This is a genomic window from Kamptonema formosum PCC 6407 (assembly GCF_000332155.1).
Lineage (GTDB): Bacteria > Cyanobacteriota > Cyanobacteriia > Cyanobacteriales > Microcoleaceae > Kamptonema > Kamptonema formosum.
On sequence record NZ_KB235904.1, the window covers coordinates 2,032,447 to 2,049,403 of the forward strand.

The 16,957-nt window shown below is 44.3% G+C and carries 20 protein-coding genes; 7 read left to right on the forward strand and 13 right to left on the reverse strand.

Annotated features, from left to right (window positions below; translation table 11 throughout):
* Positions 1–73: 73 nt before the first annotated feature.
* The 4 genes from frr to speB all read right to left on the reverse strand — a co-directional run bounded on the left by frr (position 74) and on the right by speB (position 3,192).
* Positions 74–622 carry a ribosome recycling factor gene (gene frr, locus OSCIL6407_RS0125820; protein ID WP_007356017.1) on the reverse strand — a complete coding sequence of 183 codons (549 nt, stop codon included), beginning with the start codon at positions 620–622 and terminating at the stop codon, positions 74–76.
* Entirely contained in the window at positions 609–1,337 is a 729-nt protein-coding gene (gene pyrH, locus OSCIL6407_RS0125825; RefSeq protein WP_007356016.1) for a UMP kinase, read from the reverse strand. Before pyrH ends, frr begins: the two co-directional genes overlap by 14 nt.
* Positions 1,338–1,574: 237 nt before the next feature.
* On the reverse strand, positions 1,575–2,135 hold the full coding sequence (locus OSCIL6407_RS0125835; RefSeq protein ID WP_007356013.1) for a thioredoxin family protein: 561 nt from the start codon (positions 2,133–2,135) through the stop codon (positions 1,575–1,577).
* Positions 2,136–2,277: 142 nt separating this feature from the next.
* Complete coding sequence (gene speB, locus OSCIL6407_RS0125840; protein WP_007356012.1) at positions 2,278–3,192, reverse strand: agmatinase; 915 nt, start codon at positions 3,190–3,192, stop codon at positions 2,278–2,280.
* 1 nt (position 3,193) lies between these two features.
* On the opposite strand from speB, the gene OSCIL6407_RS0125845 reads away from it, so the two are divergent.
* The 4 genes from OSCIL6407_RS0125845 (at position 3,194) to OSCIL6407_RS0125860 (ending at position 7,788) form a co-directional block, all read left to right on the forward strand.
* Positions 3,194–3,370 carry a hypothetical protein gene (locus OSCIL6407_RS0125845; protein WP_168371093.1) on the forward strand — a complete coding sequence of 59 codons (177 nt, stop codon included), beginning with the start codon at positions 3,194–3,196 and terminating at the stop codon, positions 3,368–3,370.
* A 316-nt stretch (positions 3,371–3,686) separates the two neighbouring features.
* Positions 3,687–4,571 carry an alpha/beta fold hydrolase gene (locus tag OSCIL6407_RS0125850; protein ID WP_007356010.1) on the forward strand — a complete coding sequence of 295 codons (885 nt, stop codon included), beginning with the start codon at positions 3,687–3,689 and terminating at the stop codon, positions 4,569–4,571.
* A 136-nt stretch (positions 4,572–4,707) separates the two neighbouring features.
* Positions 4,708–6,435, forward strand: a complete 1,728-nt coding sequence (locus OSCIL6407_RS0125855; RefSeq protein WP_007356009.1) for a phosphatase PAP2 family protein — start codon at positions 4,708–4,710, stop codon at positions 6,433–6,435.
* Positions 6,436–7,011: 576 nt separating this feature from the next.
* A complete protein-coding gene (locus OSCIL6407_RS0125860) occupies positions 7,012–7,788 on the forward strand; it encodes an ABC transporter ATP-binding protein (protein WP_007356007.1) in 777 nt (258 codons plus the stop codon).
* Between the two features lie 107 nt (positions 7,789–7,895).
* Here OSCIL6407_RS0125860 and OSCIL6407_RS0125865 read toward each other — a convergent pair whose 3' ends face one another.
* From OSCIL6407_RS0125865 to OSCIL6407_RS37355, 4 genes are all read right to left on the reverse strand, one after another.
* The gene (locus tag OSCIL6407_RS0125865; RefSeq protein ID WP_007356006.1) at positions 7,896–8,225 is read right to left on the reverse strand and encodes a HesB/IscA family protein; all 330 of its coding nucleotides are present in this window, start codon (positions 8,223–8,225) and stop codon (positions 7,896–7,898) included.
* Positions 8,226–8,457: 232 nt separating this feature from the next.
* On the reverse strand, positions 8,458–8,880 hold the full coding sequence (locus OSCIL6407_RS0125870) for a phosphomannose isomerase type II C-terminal cupin domain (protein WP_007356005.1): 423 nt from the start codon (positions 8,878–8,880) through the stop codon (positions 8,458–8,460).
* A 253-nt stretch (positions 8,881–9,133) separates the two neighbouring features.
* Positions 9,134–10,738 (reverse strand): hypothetical protein, encoded by a 1,605-nt coding sequence (locus tag OSCIL6407_RS0125875; protein WP_007356004.1) that lies wholly within the window; start codon positions 10,736–10,738, stop codon positions 9,134–9,136.
* Between the two features lie 125 nt (positions 10,739–10,863).
* Positions 10,864–12,252 carry a glycosyltransferase family 4 protein gene (locus OSCIL6407_RS37355; RefSeq protein WP_019487851.1) on the reverse strand — a complete coding sequence of 463 codons (1,389 nt, stop codon included), beginning with the start codon at positions 12,250–12,252 and terminating at the stop codon, positions 10,864–10,866.
* 131 nt (positions 12,253–12,383) lie between these two features.
* Here OSCIL6407_RS37355 and OSCIL6407_RS0125885 point away from each other — a divergent pair, with 131 nt between their 5' ends.
* Both OSCIL6407_RS0125885 and OSCIL6407_RS0125890 read left to right on the forward strand, forming a co-directional pair.
* A complete protein-coding gene (locus OSCIL6407_RS0125885; RefSeq protein WP_007356003.1) occupies positions 12,384–12,854 on the forward strand; it encodes a tetratricopeptide repeat protein in 471 nt (156 codons plus the stop codon).
* A 160-nt stretch (positions 12,855–13,014) separates the two neighbouring features.
* Complete coding sequence (locus tag OSCIL6407_RS0125890) at positions 13,015–13,962, forward strand: glycosyltransferase family 2 protein (protein WP_007356002.1); 948 nt, start codon at positions 13,015–13,017, stop codon at positions 13,960–13,962.
* Between the two features lie 22 nt (positions 13,963–13,984).
* Here the strand turns inward: OSCIL6407_RS0125890 and OSCIL6407_RS38185 are convergent, their stop codons facing one another.
* The 3 genes from OSCIL6407_RS38185 to OSCIL6407_RS31260 form a co-directional block, all read right to left on the reverse strand.
* On the reverse strand, positions 13,985–14,527 hold the full coding sequence (locus OSCIL6407_RS38185) for a DUF4351 domain-containing protein (protein WP_324603628.1): 543 nt from the start codon (positions 14,525–14,527) through the stop codon (positions 13,985–13,987).
* Positions 14,500–14,901, reverse strand: a complete 402-nt coding sequence (locus OSCIL6407_RS38190; protein ID WP_007356000.1) for an RpnC/YadD family protein — start codon at positions 14,899–14,901, stop codon at positions 14,500–14,502. Before OSCIL6407_RS38190 ends, OSCIL6407_RS38185 begins: the two co-directional genes overlap by 28 nt.
* 149 nt (positions 14,902–15,050) lie before the next feature.
* Entirely contained in the window at positions 15,051–15,281 is a 231-nt protein-coding gene (locus tag OSCIL6407_RS31260; protein ID WP_007355999.1) for a helix-turn-helix domain-containing protein, read from the reverse strand.
* A gap of 64 nt (positions 15,282–15,345) precedes the next feature.
* Here OSCIL6407_RS31260 and OSCIL6407_RS0125905 point away from each other — a divergent pair, with 64 nt between their 5' ends.
* Positions 15,346–16,029: a diacylglycerol/polyprenol kinase family protein gene (locus tag OSCIL6407_RS0125905; RefSeq protein ID WP_007355998.1), complete on the forward strand. Its 684-nt coding sequence runs from the start codon at positions 15,346–15,348 to the stop codon at positions 16,027–16,029.
* A 349-nt stretch (positions 16,030–16,378) separates the two neighbouring features.
* On the opposite strand, the gene OSCIL6407_RS31265 is transcribed toward OSCIL6407_RS0125905, so the two are convergent.
* The gene (locus OSCIL6407_RS31265; protein ID WP_007355996.1) at positions 16,379–16,525 is read right to left on the reverse strand and encodes a hypothetical protein; all 147 of its coding nucleotides are present in this window, start codon (positions 16,523–16,525) and stop codon (positions 16,379–16,381) included.
* Between the two features lie 247 nt (positions 16,526–16,772).
* Entirely contained in the window at positions 16,773–16,922 is a 150-nt protein-coding gene (locus OSCIL6407_RS35630; protein ID WP_155523429.1) for a hypothetical protein, read from the reverse strand.
* Positions 16,923–16,957: the final 35 nt, after the last annotated feature.

Sequence of the window (16,957 nt, forward strand, 5' to 3'; positions counted from 1 at the left end):
TTGTTAGTGGTTAGTTGTTGGTTGTTAACAGTTAACCGTTAACAGTTAACAGTTAACAGTTAACAGTTAACAACTAAACCGTCTTGATATCTTTTTCTTTGGCTGCAAGCACTTCCTCAATTTTGGCAATGTACTTGTCAGTCAATTTTTGCATTTTGTCTTGCAAATCACGCGCTTCATCTTTAGAGAGTTCGCTGCTCTTTTCCTGCTTGCGAATCGACTCTACAGCATCGCGGCGGATATTACGGATGGAAACTTTGCCTTCTTCAGAAAACTTAGCGGCAAGTTTTACCAATTCCAGACGGCGATCGGTGGTTAGCGGTGGAATATTCAAGCGAATAACGGAACCGTCATTACTAGGAGTAAGCCCCACATCTGACAGAGAAATTGCTTTCTCGATGAGGTTAATCGTTTTGCGGTCAAAGGGTTGAATATTAATCGTACTAGCATCCGGTGTACTGATGCTAGCAAGAGATTTAATCGGAGTTGGAGATCCATAATAATCTACCATCACGCGATCGAGGAGAGAGGCGTTGGCGCGTCCCGTCCTAATGGTATTAAAAGACCGTTGAGTGGACTCAACTGCCTTCTGCATATGATCTTCAGCTTCAGCTAACTTCACAAGAACCTCCCACAAGAGTTCCAATAGATTCTCCCATCACGGCGCGGTAGATATTTCCGCGTACCGATAGGTCAAATACAATAATAGGAATGTTATTTTCTTTGCAGAGCGCGATCGCGGTACTATCCATCACCCGTAAGTCGTGAGTCAAGACATGACCATAGGTGAGAGTTTTGTAGCGGCGTGCGTCTGGGTTGAGATGGGGATCTGCATCGTAGATACCATCAACTTTAGTGGCTTTAAAAATTACCTCCGCATCAATTTCAGCGGCTCGTAAAGCTGCTGTTGTATCGGTGGTAAAAAACGGATTGCCAGAACCCGCACCGAAAATAACCGCACGGTTTTTTTCTAGGTGACGGATGGCCCGACGGCGAATATAAGGTTCAGCTACTTCCTGCATGGCGATCGCAGTTTGCACTCTAGTTGGCACTCCCGCTTGTTCGAGGGCATCTTGTAAAGTAATGGCATTCATCACTGTTGCAATCATGCCCACATAATCTGCTGTTGCCCGATCCATACCTGCTGCCGCCGCCTTCACGCCGCGAAAAATATTACCGCCGCCGACGACGATTGCCACCTGAATGCCGTGAGACACGACTTCGGCTACTTCCTGAGCGATTTCCTGAACAACTATAGGATCTATGCCGTAGCCTAGAGTTCCCATTAAGGCTTCACCACTCACTTTTAGCAAAACCCGCCGATATACTATCCCCATGCCGTGACTTTTTTGTTAACTCAAATTCCCTCCACCATAAGATAGCAGTAGAGTGGCACTTTGAACATCAACGGAGTGGAGGAGCGGGGGGGGGGAGGGGGAGCGGGGGGGCAGGGGGAGCGGGGGGGCAGGGGAGCGGAGGGGCGGGGGAGCGAGGGGGCAGAGGGGAAGCAACCAACCACTAACTACTAACCACTAACTACTAACTACTAACCACTAACTACTAACCACTAACTACTAACCATTACGCCATTTAACAGAACAGCCGATCGCTTCAGTAGAGGTAGGGGTCACGGGTTCGCCATTCAGCAGTTGGGCGATCGCATTGCGTAAATATTGCACCTGTACCCCTGCTGGATCGTTGGCGTTGTCGTCAATCAAACCCTTGTAACGCAGTTTCCCATCTTTGTCTAGTAAAAAAACCTGCGGTGTTGTCTGAGCTCCGAAGCTTTGACCAACATCCTGAGTAACGTCTCGGATGTATGGGAAATTCAATTCATTGTTAGTCGCAAAGGTTTTCATATTCTCGAAACTGTCATCGGGATATTGAATTGCATCATTAGCATTAATCCCAATTAAAGTAACTTGTTGAGTTTGAAAATCTGCTTGGATTTGTTTTAGGCGATTTAAATACAAATGCACGTAAGGACAGTGATTGCACATAAATATTACGCCCACGACTCGAAATCTTTCTAGATATCGAGCTAAATGGTGAACTTCATCATCAACTCCCGGCAGTTCAAAATCAGGAGCGTAGCCGTCAATAGGAGTACCTGTTGTTTCCATTAATAAACTCATCTTTGCTCTTTCCTTTTTTCCTGTATTTCAATCCGAATCAGTTAGCAATAGCAAACCCCGATGAGCCACCGATTTTAAAAGATAGAAAGAAGAATCAAATTTAATTTTTCTTCTTCCTTCTTCCTTCTTCCTTCTTCCTTCGTTACCAGCCTTTAGCCAAAGCTTGATATCCAATTAGTTTATAAGTCAGTTTGGCTGCTGTAAATTCTGATACTACGGAATCTACAACTGGTGCTAATTCCATAATGTCACAGCCAAGGACTTCGTAGGATTCGCAGAGGCGGCGCAAAAATCCCGTGAGGGAATACCAGTTTAGTCCGCCCGGTTCCGGGGTTCCTACTCCTGGTATTAAAGTGGGGTCGATACCGTCTAGATCGATAGTCAGAAACACCCGGCGAGTTTTAATACTTGAAAATGCACGTTCCATCCAATCTGGCTGTGTGGCTATTTCCCTTGCCCGAATTACATTTAACTGTTTCTCCTTAATTAAATCTGCTTCCTCCTTACAAATGGCACGAATGCCAATTTGCAGTGTTGGCAAACCCATATCAACTATCCGCCGCATGACGCAGGCATGATTGTAAATAGAGCCTTCATACTCGTGGCGGAGATCGCCATGAGCATCAATTTGAATGACTGTGAAAGGTTCATCAGGATAGGATAGACGGTAAGCTTCGACTACTCCGGCCGTGATGCTGTGTTCGCCGCCGATAGCGATGACAAATTTGTTTTCGGCAATAAGCTGCTGTATGGTTTTTTGAGTTACTTGCAGCATTTCCAACGAGGATACTCGCTGACCGTTACGAGTATCTGCAATTGGGTAGTTAGTATAAATACCTACATCGTAGCAGATTTCTCTATCTAGTTCCTCATCGTAGCATTCAAGTTGATGGGATGCTTCTAGAAGTGCTGCCGGCCCGTTTTCGCAGCCTCGTCGATAGGTGGTTGTGGCTTCGTAAGGGATTGGTAAAATCACGACGTGGGCTTGATCGTAGTCTGGTACGATTTCAGACCCTAGAAATGGTACAACTGAAGTGGTAGCGATCGTGGTCGGCATAGTGGAAATTCAGATAGATCGAGGTAAGGAAGTTTGCATTTCTGATCCTGACACAGGAATGTTACTGAGTGCAAAACCATCATATAGAGAAATTATCGAACCTGGGGCGGGTGTTTCCGCTGCGTTTATTATAAAAGGTAAAGAGCGATCGAGGATTTGCGGGAGTGCGATCGCCTAGATCGTCAGCACTCCATAGATTTTTTTAACACACAAGCAAGCATTACAGGCTCAGTCTGCAAATAGATCTCTAAATTTCACCAAACAAAAAACTCACAGACTTTTTGCGCTGAAAGCCCACCCCTTCAGAGGTCGCGATCGAGAAATACTCCTTTAGGAATAGTGCCCTATTTCTGGAAATTTCACACATATTATTTTTGATTGGGGGGCGTTATTCTCGATCTCTCAAAAGTAGCTAAATTAGAGAATAGTAAGTAAAAGGAAACTGCCTTGTGCCCTTTCAAAAGTAAGGCAAATATTTATACATTATCGAAGCAATGATAGCAACTTTACCTACATCTCAAACCTGGACATGGCGAGGCTTTCCCATTTCCTACCAAGCTCAAGGTCAAGAAGGGCCGGCAGTGGTATTCGTACACGGTTTTGGTGCATCCTGCGGCCACTGGCGCAAAAATCTCTCAGTATTGGCCGCGAATTGTCGCTGCTACGCCATTGATTTAATTGGCTTTGGCGGTTCTGCTAAACCTAAGCCCAAAACTGAAATTGATTATACCTTTGAAACTTGGGGCGAACAAATTGCTGATTTCTGTAAAGAAGTTGTCGGTGGGCCAGTATTTTTAGTAGGAAACTCGATTGGCTGTGTCGCAGCAATGCAGGCGGCTGTGGATTTTCCCGAAATAGTTTTGGGTGTAGCTTTACTCAATTGTTCTTTGCGACTACTGCACGATCGCAAACGCGCTGAGCTAGCTTGGTATCGGCGCATGGGCATACCTATTGCACAGAATGTTCTTAATATCAACTGGATCAGTCAACTATTTTTTAAGCAATTAGCAAGGCCGAAAACTGTGCGATCGATTTTACTAAAAGCTTACAAACGTTCTGAGGCAGTGACAGATGAATTAATAGATATGATTATGATACCGGCGCTAGATAGCGGAGCAGTAGATGTATTTATCGCATTTACGAGTTATTCTTCTGGCCCCTTAGCGGAGGATTTACTTCCCCGATTGAGTTGTCCAGCTTTGATTTTATGGGGTGCAGATGACCCTTGGGAGCCGATAGAATTGGGGCGAGAGTTGGCAAATTTTCCTTGTGTTGAAAAATTTGTGGAGTTGGCGGGTGTGGGCCATTGTCCGCAAGATGAAGCTCCTGAGTTGGTAAATCCGGTTTTGTGGGATTTTATTAGGAAAATTGGGATCTGAAGAAGTTGTTAAAGTTTGACGGGTGCGGCTCGCAGATAATGTTAGCTTTACATCAGTCTAAAGACTTGTTTCTTTAGCAGCTACACCTAAAGTTGAAGTCAGGTGTGAAGCTAAATTTTTTTCAAAGGTTTTAAGTATGGTAATTAATGGTACTTCAAGTTTTGACTATCTCCAGGGAACAGTAGAATCAGATAGCCTTGTGGCTTTTGAGGGCAATGATATAGTTTACGGCGACAAGGGAGATGATGCGATCGCAGGCGGCGATGGCAAAGACAAGCTCAACGCCGGTCAAGGTAACGATCTCATCGACGGTGGCGCCGACGATGACATCATCTGGGGAGCAAAGGGCAACGATCGCATTTTAGGCGAAGCAGGTAATGATACTCTCATCGGTGGCAAAGGCAGCGATACCCTCACTGGCGGGGAAGGAAATAATATCTTTGGTATTGCCATTGAAGGCTGCGGCTGTCAAACGATTACCAAAGCCGACTACATTACTGATTTTAAAAATGGCAGCGATATCCTGCGCTTACTTAACGGAGTTAAGTACGAAGATTTAAACATCTTTCAAGGTACAGGTGCTAACAGTAACAATACCATTATTCGCGACAAACTTACCGGCGAGTATATGGCAGTCCTACAAGGAGTTAATGCCAATACAATTACCCAAAATAACTTTGTAACTTTCACGTCAGGTACAGTTGTAACTGACTGGAATACAATCCTACTAGACGCAGTGCGAACAGGTGGCACTCCGCCTCCCATAGCGGCCCGCAATATGGCAATGGTTCACACCGCCATTTATAACGCTGTGAATGCGACCGATCGCAGCCACAGCACTTACAAAGTGGAGTTAGAAGCACCAGGGGGAGCATCAATAGAAGCGGCGGCAGCAGCAGCAGCAAACCGAGTATTAACAAGTTTGTATCCTGCACAGAAAGCTAAGTTTGATGCCGCGATCGCATCATCTTTAGCCACAATTCCTAATAAACAGGCCAAAACCGATGGCATTGCCGTCGGCCTCTCCGCCGCCGACCAAATTATTGCTTTAAGAAGTCAAGACGGCACCAGTAAAGCACTCACTTACACGCCGACAAATAATCCTGGCGAGTGGGTACCAACTCCACCTGCTTTTGCCAATTCCCTATTACCTCAATGGCCAGATGTTGATTGTTTTGCAATGACTAGCGGTTCCCAATTTCGACCATCTGGCCCGCCAGCTTTAGATAGTGCTGAGTATGCAGAGGAAGTCAATTTTGTTAAGGAAATAGGCAAAAAAGATAGCTTAACGCGATCGCCAGACCAAACAGCAATTGCTAAATTCTGGGCGGATGGCGCGGGTACTTTTACACCTCCCGGTCATTGGAACCAAATTGCTCAACAATCATCTGTACTAGCAGAAAATTCCCTAGAAGAGAATGCTCGCTTATTCGCATTATTAAATATTGGTCTGGCTGATGCAGGTATTTGTGCGTGGGATGCTAAGTATGAATATATTCTCTGGCGACCATTGACTGCAATCAGGGAAGCAGAGAAAGATGGCAATCCAGCTACACTTACTGATTCACAGTGGGAACCATTACTAACTACTCCCCCTTTTCCTGAGTACACATCTGGGCACAGTACGTTTAGCGGTGCAGCAGATGCGATTTTGAGCTCTTTCTTTGGTGAAGATTTTTGTTTTGTGGATGTGGGAGACCCTTCTGTTAATAGTTTGCGAAAATTTGATAGCTTTGAAAGTGCAGCAGATCAAGCTGGAATGAGTCGCCTTTATGGGGGGATTCATTTTATGAGTGCTAATCGAGATGGTTTGGCGACGGGGAGAGATTTAGGTAACTACGTTGTCCAAAACTTTTTGGTTTGATGGTGCTTATAGCAACTACTAAAGAGGCGTTGTTACGTAAAGCGTGAGAAAGTCATAGTCAGGACTTACGTACCCAACCAAAGAAACCGGATTTTTTGACGAAAATACTTCGTTGTTATGTAAAGTGTGAGAAAATCATAGTCAGGACTTACGTACCCAACCAAAGAAACCGGGTTTTTTAACGAAAATACTTCGTTATTACCCACAGATTTTCTCAAAAACCCGGTTTCTGGGGCGACCTGCATAAGGCCTATTGGTATAAAACAAAGGTTGTAATTACTTCAATTGTGTTGTAATGGCAGAAATAGGTTATCTTTGCGTAAGTCTTATGATTTTTAAGGTCTTTGACATTTTTAAAAAAATCTTTTAGAATATTGATTATATATAGCTATAACAACCAACAAAATTGTTAGGACATTTTAAGTTCCTGAAGCCGTTCCGCTGATTCCTCACAGCGAACCCCTTGATTCTATATCCCTTCTTTCCTCCCTAGCCCTTTCTTCCCTAGCCCTTTCTTCCCTAGCCCCTAGTCCCTTCTTCCCCTAGCCCCTAGCCCCTAGCCCCTAGCCCCTAGTTATGAAATACCAAGCTTCAGAAAGCTACTCTTCAACCCTCCAAGGCGAACTCAACCAAAAATCAGAAAAACCTGTCATTATCGGCTTAGAAAATGTCACTAAAGTCTATGGCATCGGCGATCTAGAAGTTCGTGCTTTAAACGGTGTCAGCTTGATAGTAAAACAAGGGGAATATTGCGCGATTATGGGAGCATCGGGTTCTGGCAAATCTACAGCTATGAATATTATAGGCTGTCTCGATCGCCCCAGCAGTGGTAGTTATTATTTAGACGGCGTGGATGTCGCGCAAATGCCAGAGGATGATTTAGCTGGTATTCGCAATTTAAAACTGGGGTTTGTCTTCCAACAATTTCATCTGTTACCGCAGTTAACAGCATTAGAAAATGTGATGTTACCGATGGTTTACGCCAGCGTTCCCCCAGCGGAAAGAAAAGAACGAGCAACTGTGGCTTTAACGCGGGTGGGTCTAGAAAGTAGGCTGTACAATAAACCCAACCAACTATCAGGAGGACAACAGCAGCGGGTAGCGATCGCGCGTGCTATAGTCAATCGTCCCGTACTATTATTAGCGGATGAACCTACAGGCGCTTTAGATAGCAAAACTACTCAAGAAGTGATGAATATTTTCACGGAACTTAACGATAGTGGGATGACAGTGGTCATGGTAACACACGAGTCAGATGTAGCGCGTCAAACTCGCCGAATTGTCGTATTCCGTGATGGTGAAGTGATTGACGACGATCTGACACCAGATGACCTCCACAGTGCAGGATTATAGCAGACCTTAATTCTATTCCCTTCTTCCCTAGTCCCTAGCCCCTAGCTATATGCAACTTCATGTAAAATTGGTATAAACCAAACTTAAACTGTTAAGTCTTGTGAGTTTTATTCTCTTAGACTAAACGAATTACCACAACTACAATTTTGGCTAGCATTAGGATTATGAAATCTAAAACCTCCCCCCATCAAATCCTCTGAATAATCCAAAGTAAGACCATTAACATACTTAAGTTGCTCTGGATTTATCGCTACTTGGATTCCCTCAGATTCATACACCAAATCGTCAGGGTTAAGGGTTTCATCAAAAGCCATTGTATAAGACAAGCCACAGCAGCCACTAGATTCCACCCCAAGCCGAAATAAAGCATTGGGATTGGGATGCTTAGACTTAAGACGCATTACCTCAATAGCTGCTGGTTTGTTTAAGTGAATCATTAAAAAATTTATAGCTAGGGACTAGGGGAAGAAGGGGCTAGGGGTTAGGGGCTAGGGAGGAAGGGAAGAAGGGAAGAAGGGAATAGAATTAAGGGTGGAAACAATGAGTGAGTGTCCTAACTGCCAAGAAGGTTGCTATAGGAATGACAATTCAGAAGTCAGAATCAAAGGCTGGATTTAGCCGTTCAGAATAATTTTTACATACTTTAGGATTCCTGACTTCCTCAATTTTCTATTTAGCCTTAGATTCTGTTCGAGCGTAGTCGTCTTGGAAGCGTACAATGTCATCTTCTCCTAAATATTCCCCATTTTGTACCTCAATTAGGATCAGAGGAATCACGCCGGGATTTTCCAGGCGGTGAGAGTGACATTGAGGGACATAAGTAGACTGATTGCTAAAGATAATTTCTTCTTTATCATTGCAGGTGACTTTAGCAGTACCGGAAACAACAATCCAGTGTTCGCTGCGGTGGTGGTGCATTTGCAGACTGAGGCGATGTCCTGGCTTTACTTCAATCCGCTTAATCTTATATCCATTTCCTTCTTCCAGAGTGGTGAAGGAACCCCAAGGTCTTAATTCTGTAGCCGCAACTCCAGTCGAGCTACTAGATGTGCGTAGAGTGGAAACCTGAGAAATTTCTTGAACTTGAACCATGATTTTCTCTCCTTCAGCTTTAAGGCACTAAAATTAACCATAGCAAATTCACCCTAGCTGCTGTTAACTAATTAACCAATCTACATTAAGTCTTCATCCATACTCGCTTACTCTTTAAACAAGCTTTAACTTAGAGAATAAAGCTTGAGATTGCTTTACGTGAGCTCGACGGGAGCGATCGTGATGGTCAATAGGGATGAATGGCTCGCTCGTTTATATGGAGCGTCACGATCGCAACTATCCTGTAAAGACTTTAAGCGTAATCTATATTGTTAATTGGAAAAGCGGAACCAGTATTTTTACTCGCGTGACCCTCTAAACTTTCTAGCTTAGAGAGCGCCTCACCTAGTCGATCCAGCAATCCCCGGATGCGAACCCTAGTTTCTCGATCGGTATCAGGTAGTCGATCTAGCCAAGCAGCAGCCGATCGCTGACCTTCCTGAGCGCCCACAATTAAAGCACCCCAAGCCTTTGCTCCTTCATCCTGGGAATTTACCTTCAGCGCTGCATCTACGCGATTCCAGATGCGATCGCCATCATTTTTCAACATTTTGGCGATCTCAGAACTATTCCCCAAATCTGCCTCAAATACTTGTAAAGCATCATGCCAACGGCCATCAATTAAATCTGCCAGAACTTGCTGACTGGGAGAAGCCCAAGATGCGATCGCCTGAGACTGAGTAACATTAGCATGAAACTTAATCAAATCTAGCTGCGCTTGCGCCTGCGGCGACCAACCCCCCTTCGCCTTAGTCTTCAAAGCCCGCATCATCCCCAAAGCTGGCGACCACAAGCCACTTTTAGCCAACCGTAGCGCATCTTTATAACCAGGATTATTTAAAGCCGGTTCTTCCAAAGAAATTGCCGTCAACTGAATTGGGTTAGGTACAAACTTCCGAGGCTGAACCTGATAAATAGTAAATTGCGGGTCTAAACCTATAGTTTGATCGATCGCCAACTCCGGTTCCCCGCCCCCCGTTACCTGTCGCCAACTCGGAACCTTTCCCGCCGCACCCGTCCACTCCAAGAGCGACATCAAATGAGTTTGGGTAGGATTGTAGTGAACTACCTGCCCGTAGGGAATTTTCTTATCCGCCCGTAATAATTGACCGCTGAGGTTAAACCAAGCCCCGGAACTGGGAACTTTGCCTTCAAAGAGGCTTAAAGCTGTCAGCGGTAAGGATTTATTTGAGCCTTGGCTGTCATTAGCATCAGTGTGGGAAGCAATCACAAAAGATTCCGCCGGGCCTTCCACAGCTACAGAACTCGCCAGCCGATAATATTGCTCAGTTTCATAACTTTGATAGGGAATTTGCACTGGCTGATATACCCGCAGTTCGACAATCTGGCGGCAAGGATTTTTACACACTATAGATACAGTTGACCGCCGCTCTACCATTACAGGTACTAGCAAGTCGGGAACCTCGCGTTCGCTAGATTTCTCCTTGGGAAGCAGCAGCATTTCGCCGGGTATAAGTCCCACTTGCCCTAGACTAGCTCGGATTTGCGAGAGAGTCTGAATCGATTTACCGCTGGCAAAGGGAAGGCGAGACCATTCAGGTAAAAACTGATTGATCCAGATGCTCGCATTCGGATCGACAATTAATTGGTAGCTTAGCCAAGCACCTCCTCCCATTGCACCCGCACCACCCCACAAAACGGTAAGGGCGACAAAATTGGCAAGTGCCTTTTTCCAGAGGAACTTAGAGCCGGATTGGGACGGCTTTGGTCTAGATTTTTGAGGGTTTTGGCGTTTGTTGTTGACCGCCTTCCGGGTAGGCTGAACCTTTCCCTGAGCGATTTTGACGTTCTCAGGGGGTTTTCGCTTCCGGTTTGCGGGTTCAATCTTGTTTTCCATCGGGGGGGAGACTGGGGGAGGGGAGATTGGGAGAGGGGAGATGTGGGGAATTCTTTACTTTTTTAACTTAAAACCACAGCGTTCCAAGGTAACGAAGCAATCTCTCAAAATTGCTTTGGTGTATTCTACTGGCAGAGTTTAGTGGTGCTAGGTGTGAAGCAATCTTTTAAAACTTGTTCATAGCGTTGACCGATGATTTCCCAGGTATATTCGGTTTCGATTAGCGATCGCGCATTTTGTGATAACTCCTCCCGCAATTGTCGATCTTCAAATAAGCGACTAATCGCCTCAACATACTCTTCAAGTTGGTTCCCTCGCAAGGCCCCCAAAGGCGATCCACCGCCGTCAACAGCGAGCCCTTCCAAACCGCGATCGCTAGCTACAACAGGCGTTCCCGCTGCCATTGCCTCTAAAGTTTTATTTTTAATTCCTAGACCAATTCGCATCGGCACTACACAAACTGTGGCTTGATGCAAATATTCTGCCATTGAAGGGACTTGACCCGTTACTGTAATTCCCGACTGCGATCGCAATGCCAATACCTCCGCTACTGGTTTTGATCCCACTATAGTCAGGGTAGCGTCAGGATAACGCTGCTGCAAGGCTGGTAAGATATCTAAACTCAGAAATCGTACTGCGTCAATATTGGCCAAATTATCCATCGCCCCGATAAATATTAATCTATGTCCCCCCGGATCTACTTGTCTGTAGGGAAATTTTGCCAAATCTACGCCATTAGGAATAACTTGAATAGGAACGCAGGAAGAAGAAGGAAGAAGAAAGAAAGAAGGAAATCTCCCTTTCTCTGCTCCCCTGCTCCCCTGCTCCCCTGCTCCCCCGCTCAAGAGCTCCCCTGCTCCCCCGCTCCCCCGCTCAAGAGCTCCCCTGCTCCCCCGCTCCCCTGCTCCCCCGCTCCCCTGCAACTGCTGCCGATCTTCCTCAGTTGTGACCACAATGCGGGAGAATTTGGAACAGTAGTATTTTTCGTAGCGAGCGAGCAAAGGCAGATTGAGGCGATCGCGCAATGGTTTCTCGGAAGTACCAGTTTCTAGTATCTGTCGGCAACTTCCATAAACTGAACTATGAATATTTACTACCGTCCCCAACCTTTTGCGCCACTCAGGACGTACATAAATCTCATTAACGCTGTGTTCGCAGGTAATCGCATCGCATTTACCCGCTGCGACAAATTCATCTACCCAATTCTGCATTGCTGGAGAATAGATAGATATTACATTCGGAGGCCTTCCCTCCAGTAAAAACCGACTAAATCGCTGCACTTTTCCACCCCATCCCCAACCAACAGCTACCTGGGGACGAGGGAAAATCGCTAAGTCTTGGACATAGTGGCGCAGTTGCTCTATTTCTACCTCTGTCACGTCGTGCGATCGCAGTGTTGCCAGAGTGATAGAATGTTGCTGACTCAAATATTTCAACAAATTAAACGTCCTTACTTGAGTTCCACCCCGCCCTGGCGGATAAGGAAAAGTTGAGGAAAGTATCAAAATCTTCATATTGGTATGCAAAAAGTCAATAAATAAAAATATTAGGACGTAGCCAGATATCCTTATTGTCTCCTAGATCCTTAAATCCTTCTTCCCCTAACCCCTAACCCCTAACCCCTAGTCCCTAGTCCCTAGCTATAATGGACGATTCATCTATCAAAGCATTACTCGAAGACCTGAAAGACGCGGATGAAAGAGTACGCGATCGTGCTACTACAGAACTATGGCGTAGTTGGTTTGAGCAAAAAGGAGCTTACGGGATGGAAATGCTCAGGCGATCGCAGATTCTGCTCGATGCTGGTGACTTTTCTCGTGCCTTAGATATCCTCACAAAACTAATAGCAGATAGTCCTGATTTTGCCGAAGCTTGGAACAGAAGGGCTGTACTTTATTACACTCAAGGCGACTATCAAAAATCCCTAGATGACTGCGAAGAAGTTATCAAAATTAACCCGATTCATTTTGGAGCATTGCACGGTCTTGGTTTATGTTACGCTGCACTAGGAAATTATAGAAAAGCCATCGTTGCTTTTCGCCAAGCTTTGGAAATTCAGCCCTATTCCTTAGTTAATCAAAAATTGATTTTGGAATGTACTGCTCGGCTTAATTAAAAGAGGGGCTAGGGGCTAGGGGCTAGGGGCTAGGGAAGAAGGAAGAAGGAAGAAGGAGACGGGGAGAATTTTTACCAATTACCAATTACCAATTACCAATTACCAATTACCAATTACCAATTACCAATTACCAATTAACAATTAGTAGCCAACTAAAATTGTGGTTAAAATTAGTGTTTGCATCCCTACTTACAATCGCGTACATTTACTTTTAAATGCCATTGAAAGTGTCTTAAAGCAGACTTATACAGACTTTGAGTTGATCGTATGCGATGATGGTTCAAATGATAGCACTCCCATCGTTATGTCTGAATTGAATGCTGCTAATATTCGCTATATACGCCACTCTCAAAATATTGGAAAAAGTAACAATATGCGATCGGGGTTTGCAGCAGCAAAAGGTCAATATTTTATCAAATTTGATGATGACGATCGCTTAGTTCCAGACTTTCTAGTCCGGACATCTGCTATTTTAGATAAAAGCCCAACTATTGATTTTGTTAGTACAGATCACTGGATAATTGATAGTAATAATTCTCGCGATCAAATCGCGACTAAACTCAATTCACAGCGATGGGGACGAAGCGAACTTTCGGGGGGAATAATTGATAATTTACTAGAAGTAGTTTTTATTAAACAAAGCCTACAAGTTGGCGCAACTTTATTTCGCCGTAATGTTCTGCAAGAAGTAGGTTTTATGCGCCCCAATCTCCAAAACTGCGAAGACAATGATTTATTAGTCCGCCTTGCTATAGCCGGGAAAAAATGCTATTATTTACCTGAGCCATTAATGGAATATCGCTGGCATTCACAGCAGCAAGGTATTCATCGAGCTATCCCTTATTTAACAGACAAATTGAGTTATTTAACGAGTTATGAGTTTGATGCAGACAAGCTAGAATTAGTTAGACTTAAGCGGATTGCAGAAACAGAATTAGTGTTAGGTTTGCGGTTGATAGAGATTGGTGAAAACGCAAAAGGTCGGCAAATGATTTTTGCCAGCAAGTCATTCTCAACGGCAAAGGCATGGACTGGTTTAGGATTATCACTTTTGCCGATGGAGTTAAGGGAAAAAGGGTTTAAGATTTTGCGGCAATTACGTAATTGAGAAGAGTTACTTAGGGATTCTCCTAGTTGATATTATTCAACCAATTCATTAAATCTGCTTGGCTAGAGAAATCTAACAGCGCCTCACTTAATAACTCTAATTGAGTAAATGATAAGGCGCGAATTCTTTGTTCCGTAGAGGGTGTAAGGGTTCCCACGCGCCTACTCAATTGGCGCAAAGTCTGTAACAGTGCTTGCTGCTGTTGACCTTGTTGCAAGCCTTGTTGCAAGCCTTGTTGCAAGCCTTGTTGCAAACCTTGTTGTAAGCCTTGTTGTAAGCCTTGTTGTAAGCCTTTTTGCAAGCCTTTTTGGATAATTTCTTGGTAAAACAGAGATTCTTCCATAATATCCTCTCGAAATAGTTGACGAACCACGTTAGGTTGATGCAGCAAACCAGCTAATATACTGGTACAAGCTAAAACTTCCCGTCGCTGTGCGAAGTCTGCAATCAAATCCACTTGTGCTGCTACTTGCTCTAACAATGCTAAGGGTGAGTCAGTACGAGTTAATGGTGCTAAGGGTAGTAAAGCAGGGTCTGCTAAAAAAGTGCAGAATCTTGTTCCCACAAGCGAATGACACGGTAGCGATGTAGAGTGTTTTGTTGTTGAAAACTGTCTACAGCAACTAGATGTGAGTCAATCCGCTTTAAGAAAATTACTACTTGTTCTATTTTACACTCATATTGCCCGTAAAGGCGTACCCAATAGTTCAGCATTCGGAAGGGAATCGGAGGCACAGAATAGGGTAATCTTTCAAATTCAAGGTGGAGGATGGTGTCTCCGACGCGCAGTAGAATTAGGGAGTCGGCGCGGAGTGGTTCGGCGGGAAGTTCGGTTTTGAGCAGTTCGATATTGGTAGATTCTATATTAGGAAGTAACCAGCGGACGAAACTTGCTGGATTCTGTGCGGCTATGTATTTACAGGTGTTGTCGTAGGTCAAGGCTGTTGTAATTCGAGAGTGTTTTAAAGATTTTAATCTGTTTAGGTAGGAGTTGGAAGGAAGAAGGCGATTGGACTTTTTACAGTCTCTTATATTTTACCTGTTGCACCATCAAAGAAACAGCCTTGACATCGCCTCAAATCTTGGCTTTAAATTTGATAATCCAAAAACTCTGAATCTTGCAGAACAATTCGATGAACGGAAAGGCGGTTAATCAAACCTTGCTGCTCAAAATTATTCAGAGCACGGGTAATTGTCACGCGGGTTGTACCCAGAAATTCAGCAATGTCTTGATGGGTTAAGCTGAGATCGATAAGCTGTCCATGCTTTATCTGAGAACCAAACTTTTTGGCTAACCAAAGCAAGAGATGATAAAGCATGGCATCAACCTTTCTACTATAGTGCTAGGAAGAAGATTAATTAACGGCGTTTTTCCTGATTATCGTGTCGATCTTTACTGAAATTCCCACTGTTGGGCTGCAAATTTCCCTTATTACAGCCTGGTTAGGTTTGATTTTACTTGTAGCTGAGGGACTAAATCGGTTTACTTCGGCAGATCCAGAGATATCCCGGAAGATAGTACACATTGGTTCGGGGAATGTGATTTTGCTGGCGTGGTGGCTGAAAATTCCGGCTTGGGTGGGGATTGGGGCGGGGATTGTGGCGGGCGCGATCGCACTCATCTCTTACTTGATTCCTATTTTACCCAGCATTAACAGCGTCGGCCGACAAAGTTGGGGTACTTTTTTCTATGCTGTCAGCATCGGTGTTTTAATTGCTTGGTTTTGGCCTGTGCAACTACCACAATATGCTGCCTTGGGTATTCTTGTAATGACTTGGGGAGATGGACTAGCTGCTGTGATTGGTCAGCGTTTTGGTAAACATACTTATCAAATTTGGGGAATGCAGAAGAGTTGGGAAGGTTCTTTTACTATGTTTTTAGTTAGTTTTGCTGTTAGCAGTTTAATTTTACTGGCTGTTCAAGGTAATGTTTGGCAAACTTTGGGGGTTTCAGTTGTTGTTGGTTTAGTTGCGACTACTTTGGAATCTTTCTCCAAATTTGGCATGGATAATCTGACTGTACCGATAGGTACTGCTGCGATCGCGTTTTTCTTGAATCAATTGTAATGCCTCCCTCTAGGCGGTGAAGATATAGCAACCTTCTTGGTAGTTAGGACGTTCTGAATTACTAAAACTCGCTGATTCTATTCTCTTCTTCCCCACTTCCCCATCAGCCCCATCTGCCCCATCTGCCCCTAGCCCCTAGTCCCTAGTCCCTAGCCCCTATGCTATACCGAGGGCGGTGTTAGGCCATCAAAAGCCCCATGCACTGTAGTTGTGGATGGGGCTGATTTGATTTATTTAAAAGTGAGTTCACATTACCGTTGTTGTGTTTCTACAGTCTCAGGCGATCGCCTTACCTCATCTAAAGTAATTACCTTGGGAGGTAAACAAGTAGAAATCCCTGAATGGCTTCTTAATCTGCCGACTTATCTTTTAACGGTTGGCCTTCAAAAGGCTGTACGCCAACGACAGGATACTTGTCATCAGTGGGGCTGAAAATCCGCATCGCTGCTTCCGAAACAAAACGCATGGCATCTCTAACACTTTTGGAAAGATTCATACTGTCCACCTCGTTTGTCTAGGTCTTAATATACTTTATATATTAATGTCAGTTTTGATCTGGGGATCGGATTAGCAATATTTATTTTTATTCCTTATTAGTCCGCAATCATTAACAGAACTTACCCAGGATTATAGCTATTTTTATATAATTCACCATAACATAAATAGGAATTACCCAATAGCATCTGTAACGCCGCCCTCTGGAAAGTAAAAATACTACCCAGATGATGGCGCTACAAAATCTGCTACGTAAATCCTAAATTAGTAGTCGTTTTCAGACGACTTTGGTTATGAGGCAGGGGTTTTAACCCTTGATAGCTCGTAGGTTTGAGAGCCTGAAATCGCTTCGTCTCTATACCCGCTCCTCGATCGTCACCAACTATAAGCAAGCTCATGGTCAGGTGATTATCACAAATTTTTATCAAATCTT

Excerpts from the sequence above, each read along its gene's own strand:
- pyrH (WP_007356016.1), bottom strand. The coding sequence starts at position 1,337 with ATGGGGATAGTATATCGGCGGGTTTTGCTAAAAGTGAGTGGTGAAGCC.
- OSCIL6407_RS0125835 (WP_007356013.1), bottom strand. The coding sequence starts at position 2,135 with ATGAGTTTATTAATGGAAACAACAGGTACTCCTATTGACGGCTACGCT.
- speB (WP_007356012.1), bottom strand. The coding sequence starts at position 3,192 with ATGCCGACCACGATCGCTACCACTTCAGTTGTACCATTTCTAGGGTCT.
- OSCIL6407_RS0125850 (WP_007356010.1), top strand. The coding sequence starts at position 3,687 with ATGATAGCAACTTTACCTACATCTCAAACCTGGACATGGCGAGGCTTT.
- OSCIL6407_RS0125855 (WP_007356009.1), top strand. The coding sequence starts at position 4,708 with ATGGTAATTAATGGTACTTCAAGTTTTGACTATCTCCAGGGAACAGTA.
- OSCIL6407_RS0125860 (WP_007356007.1), top strand. The coding sequence starts at position 7,012 with ATGAAATACCAAGCTTCAGAAAGCTACTCTTCAACCCTCCAAGGCGAA.
- OSCIL6407_RS0125865 (WP_007356006.1), bottom strand. The coding sequence starts at position 8,225 with ATGATTCACTTAAACAAACCAGCAGCTATTGAGGTAATGCGTCTTAAG.
- OSCIL6407_RS0125870 (WP_007356005.1), bottom strand. The coding sequence starts at position 8,880 with ATGGTTCAAGTTCAAGAAATTTCTCAGGTTTCCACTCTACGCACATCT.
- OSCIL6407_RS0125875 (WP_007356004.1), bottom strand. The coding sequence starts at position 10,738 with ATGGAAAACAAGATTGAACCCGCAAACCGGAAGCGAAAACCCCCTGAG.
- OSCIL6407_RS37355 (WP_019487851.1), bottom strand. The coding sequence starts at position 12,252 with ATGAAGATTTTGATACTTTCCTCAACTTTTCCTTATCCGCCAGGGCGG.
- OSCIL6407_RS0125885 (WP_007356003.1), top strand. The coding sequence starts at position 12,384 with ATGGACGATTCATCTATCAAAGCATTACTCGAAGACCTGAAAGACGCG.
- OSCIL6407_RS31260 (WP_007355999.1), bottom strand. The coding sequence starts at position 15,281 with ATGCTTTATCATCTCTTGCTTTGGTTAGCCAAAAAGTTTGGTTCTCAG.
- OSCIL6407_RS31265 (WP_007355996.1), bottom strand. The coding sequence starts at position 16,525 with ATGAATCTTTCCAAAAGTGTTAGAGATGCCATGCGTTTTGTTTCGGAA.
- OSCIL6407_RS35630 (WP_155523429.1), bottom strand. The coding sequence starts at position 16,922 with ATGAGCTTGCTTATAGTTGGTGACGATCGAGGAGCGGGTATAGAGACG.